Here is a 24,504-nt window from a genome sequence, read left to right on the forward strand (position 1 = left end):
ACACCAAGCCGCTCTTCGCTCTTAATTTTAGGGCTTGGTATCCCAATATGCACCCCAATGATCGAAATCGTCCTATCGTAACCTCAGTCTAAAAGTCAAGTGTTCATAACCTTTTTAGGCAAAAAATTAGCTAAAACAAGCTTAAACACCCGCATGGCCTAGCGCTAGAGCCGCGACTAGCATGCCTAACACTAAAAACGGTTGAGCGCTCGCTTGGTACTTCACATCATTCTTGAGGGGATCACGCAGGAAGTACATATCCTGAAACGTGATTTGGGGAATTACGAGTAGTAACAAAATGACCGCATACAAATTCTGATGAATACTAACTAGATAAGCTGCAACCCCGGTTTGAAACACATCAATCATCAGGACGCAGATCCAAGCAGCAGTGGTAACACCAAACATGACTGGTAGCGACTTTAGACCTAGCTGGCGATCGCCCTCCACACTCTTAAAGTCATTCACGATCGCAATGCCTAAGCCCGCAAAGCTATAGAACAACGTTAAAACCACAATTGTGGGATTGAGATCCCCAAACAGCGCATGTCCTGCCCACCAAGGCAAAGCAATATAGCTAGCGCCAAGCGCGTAGTTACCCAACCAGCCATTCTGCTTCAGCTTCAGCGGTGGAGCCGAGTAGATATAAGACACCAACGAACCCCCTGCCGCCAAAGCCGTCAGCGTGGGAAATGTATGCCCTGCCCATTGATCTAGAGCGTAGGCAATGCCAATCCCACCCAGCAGCAAGGCCCAAATTTGAACCTTGACTTGAGGTAGAGAAATGGCTCCCGAAGGAATGGGGCGGTAGGGTTCGTTGATCGCATCTAGATCTCGATCATAAAAATCGTTGATGGTTTGGGTGTAGCCCGTCAGCATGGGTCCCGACATCAACATACAAGCGGCTGAGATCAAGACATTCTCTAGACTCCAACTGAAGCGTCCACCAGAAGCTGCACCACAAACGACTCCCCAGATCAGGGGAATCCAGGTAATCGGCTTCATCAGTTGCAGGCGAATCTTCCAAATCGAGGTTTCTCCTGCTTCCGCTCCTTTCATACCTAGGAGTTGCCGAGCTTTGGCACTCCGATTAGCAGCCTCTGGAGCAGTTGTGCTCAGAGGTGCAGCGGTATTGGCTTGCACCTCTAGATCTGCGGCAGTATTTTGGCCTTGTGCCACCTCAACTGCTGGAGAAACGTTGGAGTCTGGAGTTAAGGGAGTTGGGTCAGACATAGGGTTTCTAGATTCCATGCCTAGTCCAGGCAATTAGTGCTCAACAGATCTTATAGATTAAAACGAGATGATTAAGTAACCATCTTGAAATTTGGCACCTGTCACGGGTTTACCGCTTAATTCCGGTGGCAAGGAAATGTTACGCCGTTGGTCCCCTGCTTCAATCGTAATTTCAGGGCCGTTTTGAGACAGCTTAACTTGCTTTTTGTCAAAGCCTGGGAGGAACAGAGCGACTTTGCGCTCGGCCACATTGACTGCGATCGCTCTAGGTGCCTGATCGGCTTGGCTAAAGTCAGGCAACGCATCGACTAGAGGTTGCCAATCATCCCCTGTTCGCACTGGAAAAGCATTAATTTTGAGCGGATCAAACTCAGTGGTGACAGTTTGGGCCACAGCCTGACTCACCATTGCTTGATTCAAAATCACCCCGCCTACTGTGAGACCAATCTGCTGAGCACTGCCCCACAGATAACGAGCCGTTGCGATCGCTGCTGGGTCGGCGGTGGTAACTAGGTAGGCTGCCACACGATGAGGATTGGTAACAGCGGCTCTCCCGTCGTCTAATATATTGCTCACCTGATTCGTCGGCTGAGCCCAATTATCCGGTGACCAACTGACGTTTAGCACGGTGCCAACTAAAGGCTGAATAAAGGGAGATTCTAAAATAGTTCTGCCTAGATCGGAATCGGTAAACACCTTGCGAAAGCGGCGCACATACCAACTCAGCACTTCGGGCATACCCAGCATCCGCAGTGTACTTTGGTCGCCGGAACCGTCATAGACAATGACATCATACTGACCGCTGGCATCGTGCTCCCGCAAAGCATTGAGGGCCAAAGCACTATCCATACCGGGTAGCACGCCCAACTCTTGGCCAAACACAGCCTTTAAGATGGGAGTCCGCAAATACTGAGCTTCCAGTTTCTTTACTTCTTCCCAACTGCGTTCTAGCAAAGCAGCACTTTGCAATTGCACAGCCTGCAAGTTAGAGGCAATTTCCTGAGGGTCAGCCGTCAAAACAGTTCCTAACAACCCACCCAAGTTTGGGTCTGGCGCTTGACCGACGAGCAGGACTCGCTTACCTTCACTGGCGTAGCGTTTGGCAGTGGCGATCGCAACCGTTGTCCGACCTGTGCCACCTTTTCCCAAAAACGTCAAAATTAAGGACATTAAAAGCTTCCTATAACAACAGCGCGCAACTCATTTGCTGCCTAGGACTTCTATGCTAAATGGCTGCACTGAAGGCTGTCCTCAGCTTAGCGGTAGGTTCAGCGTCAACCACTGTAAGAACGGAGCGCTTCAAGACTGGCTCACTTCAGCAACCGTCCTATTGGCTTACTTCTATTTCATCCTCAAAAAACCAAGTCGCAAATTTATCATCAAACTCTACGAGCACGCCCACACTGCTGCTATCCACCATCCTGAAATCACGAATGGTGCCAGTTTGGCCCAATTTACTAATGACAGCAGGCGGAACCCGATCTCTCAAACGGCGAAGCTGTACTTTTTGACCGACTTTCATGGTTGAACTCAGTTGAACTCAATTGTTACAAACCATTTCACAGTCTATCAGCGTCTTGCTGTTGCAACAGCATCCCTAGAGGCAAGAAATTTAGTTTCCTCGAAAACCCTGGCCTTTGCTCCTGCGGTAAAGTCAAATGGGCTAGTAGAGGTTACACAATCAACCGCCATTGCTGGCACCATATTGATACTGTGCAAGGAAACTGCGATGTTAGCGAAGCGGATTTTGCCCTGCTTGGATGTAAAAGCAGGACGAGTAGTGAAAGGAGTCAATTTCGTAGATCTGCGTGACGCTGGCGATCCGGTGGAGTTGGCGCAAGCCTATAACGCAGCCGGGGCTGATGAACTGGTCTTTTTGGATATCACGGCAACCCACGAAGACCGAGGCATCATTTTTGATGTCGTTCACCGCACTGCCGAACAAGTATTCATTCCTTTGACGGTAGGTGGAGGCATCCAAAACTTAGAAACAATTAAAAATTTGTTAAGAGCGGGAGCTGACAAAATCAGTTTAAATTCTGCGGCGGTACGGGACTCAGATTTAATCAATCGAGCCAGCGATCGCTTTGGTAGACAGTGCATTGTCATTGCCATTGACGCTCGGCGGCGGCAAGATCTCACCAACCCTGGTTGGGATGTGTTTGTGCGGGGTGGGCGAGAAAATACAGGACTCGATGCGATCGCATGGGCCAAAGAAGTCGAGCAACGAGGAGCGGGTGAACTGCTGATTACCAGCATGGACGCGGATGGCACCCAAGCAGGCTACGACGTAGAGCTGACCCGCACCATCGCTGAGCAAGTGCAGATTCCGGTCATTGCCTCTGGCGGTGCCGGAAACTGTGAGCACATCCATACGGTTTTAACTGAAGGCAAGGCCGAAGCAGCTCTGCTGGCTTCTCTGCTGCACTACGGTCAGTTAACGGTAAGCCAGATTAAACATCACCTTGCTGACCATCAGGTGCCCGTAAGGTTGCTGTAATTTTGGCTAGTTTTACTCTCTAGCCTCTCCTGACAACAAACTGATAACAAAGGCAATTCACTGAAATCACAGACAGCGGTCTAGATCCCGGACGGAGCTTACCGGTTAGGCTATCTTAATTTCTGTTACAATCCGTAAAGATTGCCTTTCGTAAACAACTAATGTTTACTCCTTTGATCGTTCTCGCTATTTTGATGGTCGTTATTGCCCTCGTGACTTGGGCCTTGCGCTTGATGCAAGAAGCCATTGAGCATCAAGAATTTTCTTTGATGCTGGCAGGGTGCTTAGTTGCGACTGCCGCCGCTGCAATCATGGGAGTTTATCTAATGATGGGCGACTACATGGGTTACGTGAGCCAGCTCGCTCAGCGTCCTTATGTGACCTACACTTTTTCCGAACTGCCGATTTGGGAGATTCAAGCCGAAGAAATGACCCAAATCAGCCTACCGCTGCGTCGAGAAACCTTACAGAAGCGTGCTCCTCAAACCTTCGCTACTGTCAATCCCTAACAACAAGAATATTGGTGTCTCGTTCTTTCGACAGGAAATTCATAAAATGCTTGGGGTTGCTAGGGATCACGCAGCTCTGAGCAATCCTGAGATAGCAGGTGAAAGCTTAAAACTCGATAAGATTCGAAACTTAAAGTCAAAATTATACAAATTTCCTGAGCTAGGAAAGCAGTTAAACTTTACTAGAAATTTCTCTGCATCAGGTTAGAAATACGGAACTGGAGGCCACACTAGGAGGGCTTAGCTTAGTGCTTCACCTCTTCACTTATAGACTTAGCATTAGACATAGCATCTGGTTCGGTCTAAGGTCCAATCTATCCAACCTTTGACCTGCCGTGAGGCCAATTTAAACAACTGAAGTTAAGTTGATAGTCAAATAACATTGGCATTTATCATTTACGACTTTATTTGTAGTCTCACGAGTGTCTTTGGGAACTTTGAATAAAGTGGATGAGTTGCTCACCCAGATCTTCCGCAGAAATCTATTAACACCCGTATGGACAACGCCATCCCAGAACTTGCGATCCCCGAACTTGATAATATTAGTCGTCAGTTAATGAGCCTAGAAAAACCTCAAAAGCCCAAAATGCTCGTGGTAGATGATGAACCAGATAATCTGGATTTGCTCTACCGTACCTTTCGGCGTGATTTTCAAGTCCTACGAGCTGAGAGCGGCGTCATGGCGTTGGACGTGCTCGCCACCGAAGGTGAAGTAGCGGTGATTATTTCAGATCAACGCATGCCAGAAATGAAGGGAACGGAGTTTCTCAGTAAAACCGTCCCGCAATTTCCTAATACCATGCGGATCATCCTGACAGGTTTTACAGATGTTGAGGACCTAGTAGAGGCTATCAACTCTGGACAGGTATACAAGTACATCACTAAGCCCTGGGACCCTAACGAACTCAAGGCTGTAGTGCAACGAGCCGCAGAAACTTACGAACTGTTGAAGCAGCGGACTGAGGAGCTACGACGAGCCCAGGCCCAGACAAATTTACTCTCCGCCATTGTCCATGTTGCCCAAAGCTCCTCCAGCTTAGAGGATTGCTTAGAACCGATTGCGATCGCCTTTGGCAGAAACTTCCTGGCGCATGGCTGCATTCTGCAATTGGTAGAAGGTAACGCTTTAGTGGCAGGTCAGGGCACTTACAGTACAGCAGACGGTCTAGAAAACTGGCTAGACCAAGATCCACTAGCGAAAGCAGCGATCGCCAATCAGCAAATGCAAGTTGCGGTCAACATCCCCACAGATGATGCTTTGGCTAGTGTCGGCCACTATCAAACCTCTGGCGTGCAAGCGCATCTCATTGTCCCTATTACCTATCGTGGTGAAGTCTTGGCAGTACTCTCGCTGCAATGGAAAAAGCCTTGCAAGTTGCGGGAAGACGAGTTGACCTTGATTCACTTATCGGCTCAGCAAGTGGCACTGGCTTTAACCTGCACTCGTTACTATCGTCCCGTGGTCTAGGGTTAGGGTTTAATTTGGGCCAAAAATGCATTTCCATAGTTTGGGTGATCGAGGGGTGGGTGCGATCGCGCTCACCAAACTTCCTAAAACCTTCCAAATCATGGGTACCCATCGGCATGTTTAGTTACCAAGCTTGTCTTCAATGCCAAGGTAGAGTAGTAGGCTAGTGTAACTGGCCTAATTTTGATGCGGTTTTATAAGTTTGGTAATGACACCCGATTGCGATCGCAAAACTTCTTTAGTAGAAAACAGCCTTAGTTCTCAACAAACTGTAGAGCTACAAAATGCGGCTCAAGCCGCTCCGATTCAAGCTTTATTTGACCGGATTGCTCCCATCTATGATCAACTTAATGATTGGCTGAGCTTGGGGCAGCATCGAATTTGGAAACAAATGGCGGTCAAATGGAGCAATTGCCAACCAGGAGACACTTGCTTAGATCTGTGCTGTGGCAGCGGTGATTTAGCCCAGCGGTTGGCTCGGCAAGTTGGCCCGACGGGTCGAGTGGTTGGCGCAGACTTTTCTAAAGCCCAGTTAGCGATCGCTCAGCAACGGCTAGAAGCTAGCTCTTGTCCTGCCATCATCGATTGGGTGGAGGCGGACGCATTAAATCTTCCCTTCTCAGATGCTCAATTCGATGCAGCGACAATGGGTTACGGGTTGCGCAACGTGACCGATATTCCCCGTAGCTTAAGAGAATTACATCGTGTCTTAAAACCAAGGGCCAAAGCAGCGATTCTCGACTTTCATCGTCCTGCCAATCAAGATTTTCAAGCGTTTCAAGCTTGGTATCTGAATACCATTGTGGTGCCCTTGGCGGAACAATTTGGCTTGCGCGAAGAATATGCTTACCTCAGTCCTAGTCTAGAAAAGTTCCCTATCGGCTCTGAGCAGATGTATCTAGCTCGTCAGGCTGGTTTCTCTGAAGCCACACACTACCCAATCGCCGGGGGTACGATGGGAGTATTAGTTGTGACAAAAGGATCTGACTAAGTACCTTGGAGCTGTCTAACCTCTGGCTTTTCGCTGGTCCTCCTGTCGTCGGTGGCATCATTGGCTACTTCACCAATGATATTGCCATCAAGATGCTGTTTCGCCCCTATCGGCCCTATTATTTGGGCAAGAAGCAACTGCCATTTACGCCTGGCTTGATTCCCAAAAATCAGGAACGTTTGGCGAAACGAATTGCAGACACCATCATGGGGTCTTTGTTGACTCCAGAGGAATTGCAAAATCTAGCCCGTCGCCTGCTGAAGACAGAGCGAGTTCAAGGAGCCATTCTGTGGTTACTACAGTTAGGGCTGGATCAAGTTCAGGCAGATAAAGAGCAAAAAACCGCCAAGATTTTAGGTGGCATTCTACGGGATTTGTTGGGCCAGTCGATGCCGCGCTTGCTCAAAGTCCTAGCGCGGCGAGAAGATTTTTTAGAAACTCAGTTGAACCAGATTTTTGATCAGGTTTTGTTGGAGTTTCAACTGACAGAAGACCAAGCGAGCAAATTGTCAGACTGGCTTCTACAAGTCGTGCTACCACCGGATGTGGTTCGTCAGGCCCTAATCGATTTTTTGACCGATCGCAACATTCAAATTATTGATGAGGGCTTTCGGGAAAAAGCGAGTGGTACTTATTGGGTCGTTGCCAATCTCTTTGGGCTACGTAACTCTTTGACCCGCCTACGCACCTTCTGCCTGGATGAACGGGAAGCTAGCAACACTCGTATTGCCGAGCTAATTTTGTCCTTAGCCGTAAAACAGCGCTTGCGGGAGTGGTTGCAAAATCTGTCTTTGCAGAATTTGCCTGTCTCTACCGTTCGGCAGCTACGCAAAACCATGCGTGACAGCGTGCGGCTTTATGTGCAGAATCGGGGAGCTGAGGTCTTGCAGGGCTTGAGCAAATCCATCGACTGGGAAAACATCGCGACGATTGTGCTCAGCCGCTTACGCAATTCCGCTGTGGTTAATGCTTCCTTAGAAACAGTGAGTCAGGAACTCGCTTTGGTTCTAGAACGATATTTAGAGCGAGATTTGGAATCTATTGTGGCGCAAGCAATTCCGATTTTAGACATCGATCAGGTCATTATTGATCGAGTCAAAGCCACTTCTGCGGCTGATTTAGAAGGGGCAATTCAAGGCATCGTCCGTAGCGAATTACAAGCGATCGTCAATTTAGGTGGCATTCTTGGTTTTGTCATCGGCTCTTTTCAGAGCATTTCGTTCTTGCTACGCTGACTCAGCGGAAATCTAGTCACGGTTAGTCAGGCTCAACTAAACCGCTATCCATATCTTTGTATAGTTCTTTGAGGTTCTGTTGTTGCACCCGACGAGACACACGGCGATACCGCTTAGTTTCCAGTTTAGGTTCGTACTGAACTTGTCCTTCTTCTCCGCTTTTCACTTTAGTGGTTGATTCTGCGTCTTTGAGGCGGGCGATCGCGGTATGCCGAGCGACTGCTTCATCCAGCGAATTTAGATAATCTTCGTAGCGTTCCCAGTCACCCCGAACCGCGCAGTTCGGTTCATCACGGTGCAAGCAATCACTGAATTGACAGTTGGCACTTGCCAAGCGCTGTCGTGCTTCTGGGAAACAGTAAGCTAACTCTTCTGGCGCACTATCCACTTCCGGCTGGTTAAACCCAGGCGTATCAGCTAGCAGCCCTCCAGTAGGTAACTCGAACAATTCCACATGCCGAGTGGTGTGGCGACCCCGCCCCAACTTGCCGGAAACGCGACCGACCCGTAAGTCCAACGTTGGAATTAAATGGTTAATTAAGCTCGACTTGCCAACGCCAGAAGGCCCCGCCACTACCGTGATTTTTTGGCTCAGGCGCTGTTGTAATTCCGTCAGGCCATCCTCTTGATACACGCTAATCAGAATTGGTGCATAGCCCCATTGGTTGAGGCGATCGCACCATTGCTCCTGTTCGGCTAGTGTCAGCAAATCTCGCTTATTCAAACACAACACTACGTCTATTCCAGTCGATTCCGCTTTGACTAAAAATCGACTCAGTTGGTGTGGGTCTAGCGTCGGTTCTGCTAAAGCAAACACCAACAGAATTTGATCCACATTAGAAATGGGGGGACGACTCAACTCAGATGTGCGCGTCAAAACCTGGGCGATCGCGCCTCGACCACCTGCCCAGTCCGGTTCTTCAATTTGTACGCGATCGCCCACCATCACCTGCTGACCAATCTTTTTCAGCCGAGCGCGACGGGTACATAACAGCTCTGTCACTTCTAATGTCTCTGGCTCAGCAGACAACAAGTGAGCAGTGTCTAATCGCACCTGATAATAATTTGCTTGAACAGCCACAACCGTTCCGAGAAGCTGGGGTGTAGCTTCGGCAGCATTGAGTTCTACTCCAGCAACATTCATGTAGAAACAGTTGGCCGTCGAACCCTTAAAGCAAAGAATTCACTCCGATCTTCCACTAGTTCAATGCCGTAGCCTTCCATTGCTAGACTGTCAGGCACTTGCTCAATCGGTTCTCCTGGATCAAGCCAGACCTCTAGCAGTGAACCAGGAGCCATTTGTTCTAGGCGGAGCTTGGCTCGCACAAAGTTGAGCGGACAGGGGGTGCCACGCAGATCAATTTGAGCATCTGGGCTACCAGAGTTCGTCAATGATTCAGCGTTGCTCATCCCCGAAACAGTCCTCCCAGAAATCCTTCTAATCCGCCTTTACCCGTGCGATCGCCTTTGATTTTGGCTAGCTTCTCGAGTAACTCTCGCTCCTCAGCCGTAATGCGATTTGGAATATCAATTAAAATCGTAATTAAGTGATCCCCCCGACTGACAGGATTACCCAGGCGAGGCACGCCTCGATTTTCCAGCGTTAATACAGTGCTCGGCTGTGTCCCTGGGGGAATCAGGAGTTCAGCTGGACCATCTACTGTATTCACCTCTAAGCGACACCCTAGAATCGCTTGAAGGTAACTAATTTTTATTTCCGAAAGGACATTAATGCCATCTCGCTGAAATTCTGGGTCTTCGTTGATGAAGAGGTAAACATAAAGGTCGCCAGGTGGGCCACCCCGTTGCCCAGCATCGCCTTCACTGGAAACTCGCAACCGAGTGCCGTTATCAACCCCAGCAGGAACTGTAATCTTCAGCTTCTTGGTTTCCTGCTTTTGGCCGTTACCACTGCAAACCTCACATTTATCCTCAATCATCTGCCCAGAACCATTACAGGTCGGACAGACTGAGACCTGAGTAAAGCTACCGAAGGGAGTGCGAGTCGCGCGACGCACTTGGCCAGAACCCGTGCAAGTAGAACAGGTACGCGGTCTAGTTCCCGGTTTAGCACCAGAGCCGCTGCAAGTTGCACAAGTTTCCAAGTGACTAATCCGGATTTCTTTTTCGCCACCAAAAACCGCATCGCGAAAGTCTAGCTTCAGGTCTAAACGAAGGTCATCTCCTCGCGCTGGACCGCCACGTCTCCGCCCAGTTGAGCCCATCCCCCCAGAAAAGCCGCTAAAGAAGCTTTCAAAGATGTCCGCAAAGCCCCCCATATCGCTCATATCTTGGAAGCCAGCTCCCGCTGCGGAGCCTACGCCTGCTTCACCAAAACGATCATAGCGAGAACGAGTTTCTGGCTCGGAAAGAACTTCGTAAGCCCGATTAATCTCTTTGAAGCGCTCCTCAGCCCCATCCTCTTTATTGACATCAGGATGGTACTTTCGTGCTAAACGACGATAGGCACGCTTAATTTCCTCCTTGTCAGCGTCTCTAGAGACACCAAGTATTTCATAGTAATCGCGGGCCATAGAATGCTGTTCTGGGGGTGATTGAGGATAAAAAAATAACTAAAAGAGCGGAACGAACCATTCAATAGAGTCGAGCATTACCACCGGGGCTAGTCGATGGCTTCGTAGTCAGCGGCTACTGTATCATCATCGAAATTCACATCTTCGTCTTCATCTTGAGAAGCTTTAGAGTTACCGCTGCCATCAAACGTGGGGTCACCGTCAGTGAAAGAGTAATCTTGATCGTCGCTCGAATCTGCTGCTTGTTGATAAACAGCTGCTCCAATTGCAAACAAGGTTTGCTGGAAGGTATCGAGCCGCTGCTTCATTTCTTCAATACTAATGGAGCGATCGCCAAGAGCGGCTTGTAACTCTGTCGCTTTTTCGTTAGCTTGAGCCTTGAGAGCGTCCCCAATTAAAGCACCATTGTCTCTAATTGTAGACTCGTAGCTGTAGAACAAACTGTCTGCCTGGTTCTTCAGTTCGACTACCTGCTTGCGTCTGGTGTCCTCGTCAGCAAAGAGAGAAGCTTCTTGCCGCATCCGCTCAATTTCGCTGTCACTCAAACCCCCTGTGTTGGTAATCTGGATGCTTTGTTCGCGTCCTGTACCTTTGTCACGGGCGGAGATCTTTAAGATACCGTTCGCATCAATATCAAAAGCTACTTCAATTTGAGGGACACCGCGAGGAGCTGGAGGAATCCCAGTCAGCTGGAATTTTCCTAGGCTTTTGTTGTCTCTAGCCATCGCCCGCTCCCCTTGGAGAGCATGAATCTCTACCGAGGTTTGACCATCTGTTGCGGTCGAGAAAACTTGAGTCCTACTAGTTGGAATGGTTGTATTTCGCTCAATCACCTTGGTAAAGACTTCGCCTAGCGTCTCAATACCTAGAGATAGAGGAGTCACATCTAGGAGCAGTAAGTCTTTGACTTCGCCACCCAGCACTCCACCTTGAATTGCAGCACCCAAAGCCACTGCTTCATCAGGATTCACAGAGCGATCGGGAGCTTTACCGCCGAAGAACTTCCGAATTGCGTCTTGTACCGCCGGAATCCGAGTGGAACCACCCACTAAAATAATGCGATCGATGTCATCAGTTTTTAGATCACCATCTTTTAGGGCCTGACTAACCGGGTCAATGGTGCCTTGGACTAAATGTCCGACCAGTTCTTCAAACTTAGCTCTACTGAGATCCATCTCCAAATGCTTGGGTCCAGTCTCATCGGCAGTGATGAAGGGCAGATTGATGGAGGTTGTCACTGTACTAGACAACTCAATCTTGGCCTTTTCCGCCGCTTCCCGCAGACGTTGAAGTGCCATCTTATCCATTGAGAGGTCGATGCCTTCTTGATCGCGGAAGCAATCAATCATCCAGCGAACAATGCAGTTGTCAAAGTCATCGCCGCCGAGGTGATTGTTGCCTGCTGTGGCTTTTACTTCAAATACTCCATCGCCTAACTGCAAAACGGAAACGTCAAAGGTGCCACCACCTAAGTCAAAAACCAAAACTCGTTGGTCTTGATCTTGTTTGTCTAAGCCATAAGAAAGGGCAGCAGCAGTCGGTTCATTAATAATGCGCAGGACTTCCAAGCCAGCAATGGTCCCTGCATCCTTAGTTGCTTGCCGCTGAGCATCTGTAAAGTAGGCAGGAACTGTAATCACAGCTTGGGTAACAGGCTCACCCAAATAGTTTTCAGCATCCTGCTTGAGCTTTTGCAAGATCATGGCTGAAATCTCTTGCGGAGTATAGGTCCGTCCGCGCACTTGCACATCAACGGTTTCGTCTCGACCTTTAATGCACCCATACGGAACCCGACCGCGCTCAGCTTCGGTATCTTCCCAGCGGCGACCGATAAATCGTTTGATACTGAAGATTGTATTCTCAGCGTTGGTTACGCCTTGACGCTTAGCCAGTTGCCCAACTAAGCGATCGCCAGCCTTACCAAATCCCACAATACTCGGAGTTGTCCGCCCACCCTCAGAGTTCGAGATAACGTTCGGTTGCCCGCCTTCTAAGACAGCAACACAACTATTCGTCGTGCCTAAGTCGATACCAATGACCTTTCCCATAGCTAGCGGCGGTTAATGTAGGACAACAGAAGTGGACAGAGCTTGAGCGTTTGTGGAACCCTAATCTCAAAGCAAGGAACCATGCTTTGAGATTCCGTAACTAATTCAACCCTTAAGCACTCAGAAGCTAGACTACCCGTAACTGCATCTGAAGCTCACAAGGATTCCTGTCAAATCAAAGCCTATCAGCTGTCTCCATGACCTCGGTCACTCTCCTCAGAGGTTACCACGGGGTCTGGAGCAGCAGCAACTTTCACCATTGCGTGACGCAAGACGCGATCGCCAAGCATATAGCCTCGGACTAACTCCTCTACAACGGTGCCCTCTGGATGCTCATCTGTGGCTTCTCGCATCACTGCTTCATGCAGGTTTGGGTCGAAGTCTTTACCTTCAGATCGCATCGGCGAAACGCCAACTCGCTTCAGGCAGTCTACTAGCTGCTTGTAGACACTCTGATAGCTCTTGTGAATGTTCATCTCGCCGTCATTTTGCGGCTTGATGTGGGAGCGAGCTCGCTCAAAGTTATCTACGACAGGCAACAACTCGGTAATGGTGGAGCACTTAATCTTTTCTTCTAGCTCTTCTTTTTCTTTCTGAGCTCGTCTGCGGAAGTTATCAAAGTCTGCGGCGATCCTGACATATTGATTAGTCCGGTCGTCTACCTGAGTCCTGAGAGACTCCACTTCTTGAGATAACTCTTCTAGAGCTGCCTGATATTCAGATTCACTTGCAGCATTATCAGGCTCCAAAGTGAAAGTTCCATTCTCAGAGCTTGCTGCTGTAGGACTATCATCATTGGCCTGGGAGGCCAAGTTGAATTCTTCGGAATTTAAATCTGCTTCTGTTGACATGGTTTGGTCGGCTATTTCTTCAGGAGACCCAGAAGAATCAACTGTCAGATCTTGAAGGTTCTCTAGCTGATTTTCTTCACCCATCATTGTGCACTAATCCTACATTAAGAGAATGCTACCTTGACAACCCCGCTCTTGGCATTCCCTAAAATGCCTTAAAGGAAACTCTATCGCCAAGAGATGACTAACTCTCAACTGGCCAACCACGAGCTAGCAGCCGTAAACTTCCACGACATACCATTCCTAATTGTAACGACTGGGTCAGTAAGTGCCCCGACTGACTTGGCAATTGCGATCGCAGCCCCAGAATTGCCTAATCTGTAAATTAAGTCTTTAGACCAAGACGCTTAGCTGCCCAACTAAAATAGTTGAGTCAGAAAATTCACAAATTGGGCAATGAGTTATTTATAAGTGCAATACCACCAAAGTGTGTTGCAAAATCCTACTAATTTTTAGCTCAAGGGCTATGATCCTGAGAACTTCGTTATAGTCTAAACATCAAACCAAAGGTAGATAGCCTACGCTTTGGCAACTGCTAGTTAGCTAAACAGCAAAAATACCTAAAGCCAATTTAATTTTTGCCTTCCCAACTCACACCTTCTGTCATAGCGCTTTGAGTTTAAAGGATCGAGATGATACAGCAGTCCCTAGACGTGACCTTTAAACCTCCCAGCTTGTCAAGGCTAGAAGTACTCAAGAATCCAAAGAATAAAGAGTTGGGATCATAGATTTACCAAACATCATATTACTACTCGTAATTCTGCCCAGGACTTGTGGGAACACTTAAAAAGGAGATCTTCTTCATCAGCTATGACTAACTCTTCATCACAGCGGCGCGCCCTTATCGTCAAGAATGACTTCTCTCCCTTTGGGAATAAGCTCATTCAGTCTGGGTATGTCAACCACGAACAGATGCAGCAGGCTCTGATTGAGAGTCGTAAATCTGGCAGACCGATTACAGAAGTTCTAGAGACTATTACCGGGCGTCAACTTACTCCCGACTTGCTGCGGCAATACAAGAAACAGCAGCTTTTTGAACTGAAGATTCTCTATGGGGTTGAGTCCCTTGACCCTGAAGTCAGTGACATTACTGCAAGTCAGGTGGGGCATTTAATTGATACTCTGATCCCCATTGACATTTGCCGCCGCTACCGATTAGTACCGCTCTCTAGGCATGACTCCCCCCCTGGTGTCTTGGTCGCAATGGTTGATCCTGACAACTTAGACGCTCAGGATGACCTCAATCGCATTCTGCGGGCTCAAGGCTTAGCTTTGTCTCGGATGGTGATCACGCTGGAAGACTACAACCAGCTGATTTCTAAATACTTAGATGAGCAAGTTGAGAAAACTAAGCAAATCGAAATTCAAAAGTCTGTTGATGTTCAATCTGACTTGGAAGGCTTAGAAAATTTGGATCTTCAGGATGCCCCTGAAGATATGGAAGCCAATCTAGATGATGTCGCCAAAGGAGCATCCGACGCTCCAGTCATTAGCTTGGTCAACAAAATCCTCATCAAAGCGTTGCAAGACGGAGTCTCTGACATCCACATTGAACCCCAAGAGGAATACTTAAGAATTCGTTTCCGCAAGGATGGAGTGCTACGTCAGGCATTTGATCCACTACCCAAAAAAATCATTCCAGCCGTCACAGCCCGCTTCAAGATTATTTCTGAACTAGACATTGCTGAGCGTAGAGCTCCCCAAGACGGTCGGATTCGGCGGGTTTTTCAGGACCGCAAAATTGACTTCCGGGTCAACACCCTGCCTAGCCGTTATGGCGAGAAGGTAGTTTTACGAATCCTTGATAACTCAGCGACTCAACTGGGCCTAGATAAGTTGATCTCTGATCCAGACTCCTTGCAGATTGTCCAAGAGATGGTTAAACGTCCCTTCGGCCTAATTCTGGTGACGGGGCCGACTGGTTCTGGTAAAACCACTACTTTGTACTCAGCTTTAGCAGAACGTAACGATCCAGGCGTCAATATCAGTACGGCAGAAGACCCAATTGAGTACTCTTTACCGGGTATCAATCAAGTCCAGGTCATTCGTGAAAAGGGTATGGACTTTGCGGCCATTCTGCGGGCGTTCCTTCGACAAGACCCAGATGTGATTCTGGTGGGTGAAACCCGGGACAAGGAAACCGCGAAAACGGCGATTGAGGCAGCCTTGACTGGGCACTTGGTATTAACCACCCTTCACACCAATGACGCTGCTGGCGCGATCGCCCGTCTGGATGAAATGGGCGTAGAACCATTCATGGTTTCCGGTGCCCTGCTCGGAGTTGTGGCTCAACGTCTGATGCGACGGGTATGCCCCGAATGTCGGATTCCTTATAACCCTGACCCTAACGAACTAGCCAAGTTTGGGATGTCTAGCACTCACGACGCTGGAGTCACTTTCTATAAAGCGAACACACTACAGCCAGAGCAAATTCAGGAAGCTAGAGCGCAAAATCAGCTTTGCTCTGTTTGTAATGGCGTTGGCTATAAAGGGCGTAATGGTGTTTATGAAGTGATGCGAATTACGGAGCAACTGCAAGTTCTGATTGCCCAAGGTGCACCTACGGAGCGGATCAAAGAGGTTGCCGTTGAAGAAGGCATGCAGACCTTACTCGCCTACAGTCTTAACTTAGTGCGTCGAGGTGCTACGACATTAGAAGAAGTGGAACGGGTAACCTTTACTGACACAGGCTTGGAAGCTGAGCTTAAAGCTAAGCGCAAGAGTTCCCTAACTTGTCGGGTTTGCGGAGCTGAGGCTAAACCAGAATGGATAGACTGCCCTTACTGCACTACTCCTCGTTTCCAAGATTGACGAAAACTGAGTTAACTACTTTTGCGATCGCCCCCAGCTATAGGCGAATCTTACCCATCTACCTTGAAATTTGTGAGAGAAATCTATGGAATTAATGATTGAAGACCTGATGGAAGAAGTGATTGAGCGGGGTGGTTCAGACCTGCACCTTTCTTCTGGACTGCCCCCCTACATTCGCGTCAGCGGTCACTTAACTCCCACAGAGCACGAAGTCCTGACGTCTGAGAGCTGCCAGAGACTCATCTTCAGCATGTTAAACAACACCCAGCGGAAGAATTTGGAGCAGAACTGGGAGCTAGATTGCTCTTATGGTGTTAAAGGATTGGCTCGTTTCCGAGTCAACGTTTATAAGGACAGAGGAACCTACGCCGCTTGTTTAAGAGCTTTAAGTTCCAAAATTCCTAGCATGGACCTCTTAGGGTTGCCAGACATTGTCCGAGAAATGTCAGAAAAGCCTAGAGGCTTGGTGCTCGTTACTGGCCCAACCGGATCGGGTAAGTCAACCACCTTGGCTTCCATGATCAACAACATCAATATGACTCGCGCAGAGCATATTCTCACGGTTGAGGACCCAATTGAATTTGTCTATGAATCAGTTAAGAGCGTGATTCACCAGCGCCAAGTCGGTGAAGACACCAAGAGTTTCGCGAATGCGCTAAGAGCGGCTTTACGGGAAGACCCAGACGTCATCCTTGTAGGTGAAATGCGGGACTTGGAAACGATTCAGCTTGCCATCTCAGCCGCTGAAACAGGCCACTTAGTATTTGGTACATTGCATACCAGTTCTGCTTCACAAACCGTTGACCGGATGGTAGACGTGTTTCCCCCGGAGCAGCAAATGCAAGTACGAGTACAATTATCCAACTCCTTAGTTGCCGTCTTCAGTCAGACTCTCGTTCCCAAAAAGAACGTCAAGCCGGGTGAATACGGTCGAATCATGGCTCAGGAAATCATGGTTGTCACCCCAGCTATTGCTAATTTGATTCGAGAAGGAAAAACATCCCAAATCTATTCTGCGATTCAAACAGGCGGTAAATTAGGGATGCAAACCTTGGAAAAAGTTTTGTCCGATCTCTATAAAGCTGGAAGTATTTCTTTCGAGGCTGCCATCTCGAAGACTTCACGACCTGACGAGATGCAGCGGATGATTGGTGGAGCACCTGCTGCGGCCCAGGCAGGTACAGCCGCTAGACACTAGTTAAGTTGTAAGCAAGTTCTAGTTTCTGACTAATAATGACTTATTGAATCAGTCATGCTGATTAGCAGAAACTAGAAACCGTTACCATTTAGCCATGTCTCGAGTAATTTTTACAGGTCAGATAAGTTAATAAATATCTGGGGAGAAGTAGCATCGCTGTTTTTGACAGCGGATACTAAGTTAGGCTTCGCTGCTCCCCTAAACCAATTTTGAGCCAATTTAACCACTTTCAGCCAGATTTGCACTATGCCTACTTACATTGCCAGTGCACGTGATGCCAGAGGAAATGCCAAGAAACAAAAAATCACTGCAAATTCTCCGGGTGAAGCTCGTTCTACGTTAAGAGAACAAGGCTTTGTGGTCCAAGACCTTAAGGAGGACAAGAGCCTTGACCTTAGTAAGATTGACCTTCAAAAGTTTCAGCTTGCTTTCACGAGCGTTTCAGTCAAAGATAAGGCCGTTTTCTCCCGACAGTTTGCTGCGCTTGTGAATGCTGGGGTAGCAATGGTTCGTAGTTTAGGTGTGCTATCTGAGCAATGCACAAATCCTAAACTCAAAGCATCACTTCTAGAAATTAATGGAGACGTACAGCAAGGTACTAACCTATCGGATGCAATGCGCAAGCATCCCCAGTGCTTTGATATGTTGTACGTCAGCATGGTGCAAGCAGGTGAGGTAGGCGGTGTACTCGACGAGGTACTAAATCGTCTAGCTAAACTTTTAGAAGATATTGCTCGGTTGCAAAACCAGATTAAGTCAGCAATGGCTTATCCTGTAACCGTCGGTGTTTTGGCAACGGTTATTTTTATTGGTATGACCGTTTTCCTCTTACCAACCTTTGCTTCTATCTTTGAGGAATTAGGAACAGAGCTGCCAGCTTTTACCCAAGCTATGCTCGCTATTAGTAAATTCCTAAGAACTCCCCAGTACGTTGTAGGCCTAATTCTGATTCTCTTTGGCCTTAGTTTTGCCTATAAGCAGTACTACAAAACACGGGCAGGTCGCGAAACTATCGATCGCTTGTCCCTGAAAGCACCTTTGTTTGGTGACTTGATTCAGAAGACCGCAACTGCTCGTTTTTGCCGTACTTTTGGAGCCTTAACCCGTTCTGGAGTGCCCATCCTTACAGCTCTAGAGATTGTGAGAGATACGGCGGGTAACCAAGTCGTTTCTAATGCGATTGATGAAGCCCGAAGAGAAATTCAGACAGGCGGCATGATTAGCATTGCTCTCCAGAGAGAACAAGTCTTCCCAATCATGGCTATTCAGATGATTAGCATTGGGGAAGAAACTGGGGAAGTTGACAAAATGCTGATGAAAGTCGCCGATTTTTATGAGGATGAGGTGGAGCAGGCAGTAAAAGCTCTAACTAGCATTATGGAACCGATTATGATCATGTTTTTAGGAGGCATGGTGGGTTCAATTCTGCTTTCCATGTATCTGCCTATGTTCAAGGTTTTCGAAAGCATTGGCTAAACATTAAAAGGCTTTGACTTTCAGTTTCTCTAAACCCTCTGCTCTTTAGTAGGGGGTTTCTTTGTAGGTAGGAGAGTCTGAGTTAAGGATGGTTCAGCTAGTACAAGTTCTCACTAGCGTTGATTCAGGCAATGTTAATTCAGACAATGCTGCTTTCGAAACATTGAACTCTGAACTTTTAAGCCTAGGTACAATACAGAAAAGGTCTATTGCTTACTCCAAAAGTTTAATAAAGTTATGGCGATTAAACCATCTCATTACGAAGAGCTATTAGCTGAGTACAGTAACCAGCTAGCAGCGATCGCTCTATTAAAACAGCATCGGCCTTACTTAGAAATGGTGCCTAGCATGCGCCGTTCTGAAGAGAGCATTATTACTATTCCTTTACCCTTAGTCAGGGTAAACCAAGCTGAGCGATTTCAAGAGCATAATGCTGCTGATTATAGTCAGACTCGTCCTAGGGCTAAGGAATTAGTTCGGCTGCCTTGTGAGGTAGCCATTATGATGTGTGATCCAGAATGGAAGATTAAAACAGGAGTTGAGATTTTAGTCTTTATTCATCGCCCTCAAGAAGACTTTTCTACCTTACTGGGACGTTGGCGACAAACTCAAGTATGGCTCGATCGTGGATATGAATGGCTCATGCCGCCACGCTATGAACATATTTTGAATGAGGGAGCGGAAGCTGTTCACCCTTTGTTTATCACTTTTGATGAAACACCAGCCAGAATCAAGCGTGGCCTTACAGGGGCTACGCTACCTTTCGTGAATCAATCGCTTGGCAGCGTGAATGAGGTAGAGGAGGCAGGAGAGCCTGAAACTTCTAGCAGCTTAAATCTGGAAGAATGAGTGAGAGTTTGCAGCTCGCGGCTACCTTAGAGAAATTGCAGGGAGATCGTAAACTTTTCAGGCTTGAGAGACGAAATTTCGAGTGTATAGTCTCCATCGACAGGAAATTTGCCGCGCCAAGCTTGCGGCTGTTGCCCATTCAAGTTACCGATAGACTGACCATTGGGTGCGATCGCCTGGATACGAACCGACCCTTGTATCACCTTAACTACTCCTGTTTGGCCTCGCCTAGCCGCTAATAAGTATCGGCGGGGCTGTTCTGGAACAACGCTTCCGGCAACTTTAGCGCCCGTTGCCCCAGGAGCAATTGTAATGCGAGCGATCGCTTGGGTAGAGACTGCGATCGCCTGGCTTAGCGGTGTAATCGCTACTTCTAGCTTGTAAGCCCCAGCACCAACCACTTGGATTAAGTAGTCGTCATCTTTGGGCAACTGACCCGTCCAGTTCTGAGTGGCGTAAGCAGCCGCATCAATGCCTTGTTGATCAGACCTTAGTAAGTTCATTGTCACCTCAGGTCCAGTCAGAGCCACCGTCATAATTTGACCTTGAGCGGCCCTAAGAACATAAGATTTCACCGGTTGGTTTTGTAAGTTGCCCTGGATGACGCTGGAAATAGCTCCTGCGTCAAACTGAATCGGTTCAGCCTGATTCGCTCTAGATGAAGTGGCATTGGCATCTTGCTTAGAGCCAATGATTTGAGATGCTTCCGATTGAGGAATGCGGGCTCCAGACACCCAAACCTCATTGCGCTGTGGTCCACCTGCTACGGTCAAGCGCCACAGCATTGGTACTGTTAGCGCTAACAGCAACGTGATGGCAATGCCAACACTCACGCCGATCCAGCGGTGCCATTTTCTGGAACCTTTCAAAGTTTTATTTTGGTTAGTGGCTCCAAATTGCATGAAGGAACGATCGCCACTAACAGCCTGGCCTAACTTGGACGGCAGAATGGATAAGCCTGAAATAACGGCGGCAGAAGCTGCAACATTGGCCCCGGAATTTAGCTGGGTCGTCGGTACAGCCGTTTCTAGCAGAGGTTGCAGATCGGTGAGCACTGCTTGAGCAGACTGGTACCGATCGCCTGGACGTAACGACAGCATCTTGGACAAAATGGCTTCAAAGCGATCGCTAATCTGCGCATAGGGGCGCAACTGCCAGTTTAAGGTGCCGCTATCCAGCAAAGTCTTCGGTTCTTTGCCAGTTAACAAAACTAAGCTAGTGGCAGCTAAAGCATATAAATCGCTATGAGGATGCACCTTACCCGTTTGTAACTGCTCTGGAGGTGCGTAGCCTGCTTTGCCTACACAAGTAATCTCCGAAGGATAAGAAGACGTGGAGAACGAAGGAAAAGCAGTATAGAGGTAATTAGCAACCGATTTGACCGCCCCAAAATCAATCAGAATGGGTAAACCCAGAGTAGAGTTAGCAGCGACCTCTTCAGCTCGACTGGGTCGCAGCCGTAAAATAATGTTTTCGAGAGAAATATCACGATGAATAATGTTGCGATCGTGAATGTAGGTCAAAACTGGTAACAGATGGCTGAGAAACTGCAAGACTTCTAGCTCTGAGAACACTTTTCCTTGCGTTTTTCTCTCTTGCAAAAGATGACGGTAAGTTTGACCATCTACAAACTCTTGCACAGAAAACAAGCGTTGATTATCCTCAAAAGCGGCTAGAAACCGAGGAATTTGCGGGTGCTGAATTTGGTAGAGTACCGTAGCTTCTCGCTGAAACAGAGCCTCGGCTTTTGCCAATAAAGCTCCATCTTGCTGCGGTACCGCCAACTCCTTCAACACGCAAGGTTCATTAAAACGTTCCACATCCAGCGCTAAATAAGTGCGGCTAAATCCACCTTGGCCTAAAACTTGCTGAATTGCGTACCGTTGCCGTAACAGCGTTCCTACAGGAATTGAAGGGGGCGTCATTGCTATTTGTAGTTCTTTGCCAAACCATCCCAACTTGGCAAGAACTCATAGGTCCTCACCAAGGTAATGATTCTTACGTATTCAGGCTGGAACTACCACGGTGTTAGACCCCTCAAGGCTTTCAGCCCCAGGGGATGAGCAATGCTACGGCAAAGAACTAGAAAAATTGACTTTGTATATGGCAAAAATCAATTTTCCTAGTGTAAATGATTCAAAGACTGAAGTAATCACCCGAAGTTGTTATCGCACAAATTGCGGCATCACTTCCGCAGCACTCAACAATCCGTAGATCCCACGCTGACGCAGATTAAACCCAGCTTTGAGATAACCGAAGGCGGGACCGCAGACATTAGCAGCCATGCTGGTTTCATCCCCTAAAGTAAAGGTGTGAGTTGAGATTTTGCCCTCAAAGGTTCGTCCCGTCACTTGGACATTAGTGCTGAGGGGTTTTTTGGGGTTACGAGTATCAACTACGCCTCCCACAGTAACGCGATCGCGAGGGCAGATGCCTGCCAGCTCCAACATCACATCATCAGCATGTTCCATATTTTCTAGCGTAATTAGACCATTGGTTTGGTCCAACAGCATTTCTATCTCGGCATCGGTCATGGCTCTCGCTTTTTCGACGTTGTAGCCAGGCAGATGGGCGATGTCTTCTCGCACGGTTGCTCGGTAGGCTTCCCAGTTAGCAATCCCTACCCCAAAAGTAATTTTGACGCTGTGAATTTCCGCATAACTTTGGGCTGCTAAAGCCGCACCCGCCGTTAACAAGCCAGGAGTCGCTCCACACCCTGTCATATAGGTAATTCCTGCCGCTTGCAATTCCACTTGCATACCCAAAAGCTGTTCCACAGCACTAGTGCGCTTGATCGCATCCACCAGTACGCCTTGCCAACCTGCTTCGATAAACTGCCGCGCCACAGAAGCCATAAATGTGTTGGGCAAGTTTGGTAACGCTAAGAAGTAGCCGTCGACGTTACCTACCTGTTGAATCAAGTCAGCAATGCTGCTATTACTCAGCACACCTCCAGTTTCTAAGTATCCAATAGAACCTTGGGCCTGATATGTTGTGATACATTGCTGCGGAGATAACCCTTCAGATGCATAGGCGTATCCCTTTTGGTCAGCTACTGCGACCCAGAGCATCTCTTGTTTAGGAGCGAGAACTCTAGCCGCTGCCTGACCCAATCCACCAAAGCCAAGGATTCCAACTCGAATGGGTGCCTTTACAGACGAAAAACTGGATGGAGAATAGTTCAAATTTGTCGCTTGCGCTTCGCTCATTACCGATTACATGAATCAAATTAGACTCTCATTATCCTGGGTTATTTAGGTGTTAGATCAACCCATAGGCGGAAGAGCAGAAACATTAGAAATGATTTTATATTTTTGTAAACCTTAATTTTGCGGTCTCGCTCTCCCTTGACTGGTTTGGAGAGTTAAGCGAAACTGACAGTTACTGGAGTAAACTCACTTCAAATAACAAGTTTCGTTAAGCTTTAACTCTTTATATCTCGGTTAATAAAAATTCAGCCCAGTGGCTAACTGAGTTCCCTTCTCTTAAAATCATATAAACATTTAATAATGCAGCGTTTTAGTGACCCCTGAACGCGCTCCTACCTAGAATCACCCTACAGCCCTCAGCCAAAGCATGGAAACATTGGAGTTTGTGATTTACCCAGATGGTCGGGTCCTGGAAAAAGTAACCGGGATTGTCGGTGCCTCTTGTGCTGAAGTTACCGCAGCCATTGAAGCTCAGCTAGGGCAGGTACTCAGCCATGAGGCGACCTCAGAGTTTTTTGCTACAACGGTGCAACAGGCTACGACGGTATCCACTCAGGCTACTTTTAGTGAGTGGTAAGTTGTTTATTCAGTTTTGTCCTTGTTTAATTTTTTGACAAAAAACTATGTCACACTTTAGCCAAATTAAAACTCAAATCCGCAACCTCACCTCCTTACAAGCAGCATTGAGCGATCTAGGAGTTGACTGGAAGTCTGGTCCTCAGGCTGTCAGAGGATATCGTGGGCAAACCACCACGGCTGATCTCACTATTGAACAGAAGAATGGTTACGACATTGGTTTTAGCTGGAACGGCAGTGCCTACGAGTTAGTGGCAGATTTGCAGTTTTGGCAACAAAATTGGTCTGTCGATCGCTTCCTCAACAAAGTGACGCAGCGCTACGCCTACCACACCATTGTCAGAGAAGGCGCTCAATCGGGGTTTCAAGTTGCTGAGCAACAACAAAATGAAGACGGTTCAGTTCGCTTAGTGCTACAGCGCTGGAGTGCGTAATGCCTGACTTTCCTTCACCTTTCGCAGACCCTAACAGTTCGCATGTGGGAGGTGAAGGCCAAGCAGACTTGCGAACTGGTTTTGAACCAGAACTCGGTGGTCACTGGCGGGACGCTGCTGAACGCTCTGGTCTGGAGCCAGAACTGGGCGGCAGTTTTAGGCAGAAGGGAGTCTACGTTGATGAGATTACCTGCATTGGCTGTAAGCATTGTGCTCATGTGGCACGAAATACCTTCTATATCGAGCCAGATTATGGGCGATCGCGAGTAATTCGTCAGGATGGCGATCCGGAAGACATTGTTCAAGAAGCGATCGATACTTGTCCCGTAGACTGCATTCATTGGGTAGACTACACCGAACTTAAGCAGCTAGAAGAAGAACGGAAGTATCAAGTCATACCACTTCCAGGTTTTCCAGTTGACCGAGCTGTAATTGCTACCAATCGTCGTCGTCAAAAGCTGAGAATTCGCCGTAAGTGATTTGTTAGCGTTGATTGAGCGATCGCTGAGAGAGCTAAAAAATAAGCAAGGGGAACTAGACACCCTTGCTTATTTTTTATGCTTATCTGGGCTTGGAGCAGCA

Annotated in this window: 23 protein-coding genes; 13 read left to right on the forward strand and 10 right to left on the reverse strand. The window is 47.9% G+C overall.

All coding sequences use genetic code 11. The features are described from left to right. Positions 1–141: 141 nt before the first annotated feature. The 3 genes from chlG to H6F68_RS13580 all read right to left on the reverse strand — a co-directional run bounded on the left by chlG (position 142) and on the right by H6F68_RS13580 (position 2,755). Positions 142–1,233: a chlorophyll synthase ChlG gene (gene chlG, locus H6F68_RS13570; protein WP_190434506.1), complete on the reverse strand. Its 1,092-nt coding sequence runs from the start codon at positions 1,231–1,233 to the stop codon at positions 142–144. Between the two features lie 57 nt (positions 1,234–1,290). Beyond that, positions 1,291–2,403, reverse strand: a complete 1,113-nt coding sequence (locus H6F68_RS13575; RefSeq protein ID WP_190559762.1) for an ArsA family ATPase — start codon at positions 2,401–2,403, stop codon at positions 1,291–1,293. 157 nt (positions 2,404–2,560) lie between these two features. Continuing rightward, the gene (locus H6F68_RS13580) at positions 2,561–2,755 is read right to left on the reverse strand and encodes a DUF2862 domain-containing protein (RefSeq protein WP_190555147.1); all 195 of its coding nucleotides are present in this window, start codon (positions 2,753–2,755) and stop codon (positions 2,561–2,563) included. A 207-nt stretch (positions 2,756–2,962) separates the two neighbouring features. Here H6F68_RS13580 and hisF point away from each other — a divergent pair, with 207 nt between their 5' ends. The 5 genes from hisF (at position 2,963) to H6F68_RS13605 (ending at position 7,936) form a co-directional block, all read left to right on the forward strand. Continuing rightward, positions 2,963–3,733 (forward strand): imidazole glycerol phosphate synthase subunit HisF, encoded by a 771-nt coding sequence (hisF, locus tag H6F68_RS13585; RefSeq protein ID WP_190559764.1) that lies wholly within the window; start codon positions 2,963–2,965, stop codon positions 3,731–3,733. A gap of 161 nt (positions 3,734–3,894) precedes the next feature. Then, complete coding sequence (locus H6F68_RS29040) at positions 3,895–4,242, forward strand: hypothetical protein (RefSeq protein WP_242065498.1); 348 nt, start codon at positions 3,895–3,897, stop codon at positions 4,240–4,242. Positions 4,243–4,738: 496 nt separating this feature from the next. Beyond that, positions 4,739–5,710 carry a response regulator gene (locus H6F68_RS13595; protein WP_190559766.1) on the forward strand — a complete coding sequence of 324 codons (972 nt, stop codon included), beginning with the start codon at positions 4,739–4,741 and terminating at the stop codon, positions 5,708–5,710. 208 nt (positions 5,711–5,918) lie between these two features. Beyond that, complete coding sequence (ubiE, locus tag H6F68_RS13600; protein ID WP_190559768.1) at positions 5,919–6,701, forward strand: bifunctional demethylmenaquinone methyltransferase/2-methoxy-6-polyprenyl-1,4-benzoquinol methylase UbiE; 783 nt, start codon at positions 5,919–5,921, stop codon at positions 6,699–6,701. Between the two features lie 5 nt (positions 6,702–6,706). Then, positions 6,707–7,936, forward strand: a complete 1,230-nt coding sequence (locus H6F68_RS13605; RefSeq protein WP_190434527.1) for a DUF445 domain-containing protein — start codon at positions 6,707–6,709, stop codon at positions 7,934–7,936. Between the two features lie 22 nt (positions 7,937–7,958). Here the strand turns inward: H6F68_RS13605 and rsgA are convergent, their stop codons facing one another. From rsgA to grpE, 5 genes are all read right to left on the reverse strand, one after another. Continuing rightward, the gene (rsgA, locus tag H6F68_RS13610; RefSeq protein WP_190559770.1) at positions 7,959–9,080 is read right to left on the reverse strand and encodes a small ribosomal subunit biogenesis GTPase RsgA; all 1,122 of its coding nucleotides are present in this window, start codon (positions 9,078–9,080) and stop codon (positions 7,959–7,961) included. Further along, entirely contained in the window at positions 9,077–9,346 is a 270-nt protein-coding gene (locus tag H6F68_RS13615; RefSeq protein ID WP_190555151.1) for a sulfurtransferase TusA family protein, read from the reverse strand. The genes rsgA and H6F68_RS13615 overlap by 4 nt, the downstream gene beginning before the upstream one ends. Then, positions 9,343–10,470: a molecular chaperone DnaJ gene (gene dnaJ / locus H6F68_RS13620; protein WP_190434536.1), complete on the reverse strand. Its 1,128-nt coding sequence runs from the start codon at positions 10,468–10,470 to the stop codon at positions 9,343–9,345. The genes H6F68_RS13615 and dnaJ overlap by 4 nt, the downstream gene beginning before the upstream one ends. An 89-nt stretch (positions 10,471–10,559) precedes the next feature. Continuing rightward, the gene (gene dnaK, locus H6F68_RS13625; RefSeq protein ID WP_190559772.1) at positions 10,560–12,518 is read right to left on the reverse strand and encodes a molecular chaperone DnaK; all 1,959 of its coding nucleotides are present in this window, start codon (positions 12,516–12,518) and stop codon (positions 10,560–10,562) included. Between the two features lie 185 nt (positions 12,519–12,703). Then, entirely contained in the window at positions 12,704–13,456 is a 753-nt protein-coding gene (gene grpE, locus H6F68_RS13630; RefSeq protein WP_190559774.1) for a nucleotide exchange factor GrpE, read from the reverse strand. A 93-nt stretch (positions 13,457–13,549) separates the two neighbouring features. Between grpE and H6F68_RS13635 the strand changes: the two genes are divergently transcribed. The 5 genes from H6F68_RS13635 to H6F68_RS13655 all read left to right on the forward strand — a co-directional run bounded on the left by H6F68_RS13635 (position 13,550) and on the right by H6F68_RS13655 (position 19,703). Continuing rightward, positions 13,550–13,693: a hypothetical protein gene (locus H6F68_RS13635; protein WP_190559776.1), complete on the forward strand. Its 144-nt coding sequence runs from the start codon at positions 13,550–13,552 to the stop codon at positions 13,691–13,693. A 486-nt stretch (positions 13,694–14,179) separates the two neighbouring features. Beyond that, a complete protein-coding gene (locus H6F68_RS13640) occupies positions 14,180–16,180 on the forward strand; it encodes a GspE/PulE family protein (protein ID WP_190434544.1) in 2,001 nt (666 codons plus the stop codon). A gap of 85 nt (positions 16,181–16,265) precedes the next feature. Beyond that, the gene (locus tag H6F68_RS13645; RefSeq protein WP_190434546.1) at positions 16,266–17,378 is read left to right on the forward strand and encodes a type IV pilus twitching motility protein PilT; all 1,113 of its coding nucleotides are present in this window, start codon (positions 16,266–16,268) and stop codon (positions 17,376–17,378) included. Between the two features lie 246 nt (positions 17,379–17,624). Next, positions 17,625–18,854 (forward strand): type II secretion system F family protein, encoded by a 1,230-nt coding sequence (locus tag H6F68_RS13650; RefSeq protein ID WP_190434549.1) that lies wholly within the window; start codon positions 17,625–17,627, stop codon positions 18,852–18,854. Between the two features lie 237 nt (positions 18,855–19,091). Next, a complete protein-coding gene (locus H6F68_RS13655) occupies positions 19,092–19,703 on the forward strand; it encodes a hypothetical protein (protein ID WP_190555154.1) in 612 nt (203 codons plus the stop codon). Positions 19,704–19,729: 26 nt separating this feature from the next. Here the strand turns inward: H6F68_RS13655 and H6F68_RS13660 are convergent, their stop codons facing one another. Further along, positions 19,730–21,628 (reverse strand): serine/threonine-protein kinase, encoded by a 1,899-nt coding sequence (locus tag H6F68_RS13660; protein ID WP_190559778.1) that lies wholly within the window; start codon positions 21,626–21,628, stop codon positions 19,730–19,732. Positions 21,629–21,868: 240 nt separating this feature from the next. Beyond that, positions 21,869–22,912 (reverse strand): saccharopine dehydrogenase-like oxidoreductase, encoded by a 1,044-nt coding sequence (locus H6F68_RS13665; RefSeq protein ID WP_199300075.1) that lies wholly within the window; start codon positions 22,910–22,912, stop codon positions 21,869–21,871. A 367-nt stretch (positions 22,913–23,279) separates the two neighbouring features. On the opposite strand from H6F68_RS13665, the gene H6F68_RS13670 reads away from it, so the two are divergent. From H6F68_RS13670 to H6F68_RS13680, 3 genes are read left to right on the forward strand one after another with little or no spacing between them, the layout of a single operon-like run. Next, positions 23,280–23,489 (forward strand): DUF2997 domain-containing protein, encoded by a 210-nt coding sequence (locus H6F68_RS13670; RefSeq protein WP_190434558.1) that lies wholly within the window; start codon positions 23,280–23,282, stop codon positions 23,487–23,489. Positions 23,490–23,535: 46 nt separating this feature from the next. Beyond that, a complete protein-coding gene (locus H6F68_RS13675) occupies positions 23,536–23,922 on the forward strand; it encodes a DUF1257 domain-containing protein (protein ID WP_190559780.1) in 387 nt (128 codons plus the stop codon). Continuing rightward, a complete protein-coding gene (locus H6F68_RS13680) occupies positions 23,922–24,401 on the forward strand; it encodes a ferredoxin (protein ID WP_190559782.1) in 480 nt (159 codons plus the stop codon). The genes H6F68_RS13675 and H6F68_RS13680 overlap by 1 nt, the downstream gene beginning before the upstream one ends. Positions 24,402–24,504 lie beyond the last annotated feature (103 nt).

The organism is Trichocoleus sp. FACHB-262, assembly GCF_014696035.1.
In the GTDB taxonomy this organism is placed as follows: domain Bacteria; phylum Cyanobacteriota; class Cyanobacteriia; order FACHB-46; family FACHB-46; genus Trichocoleus.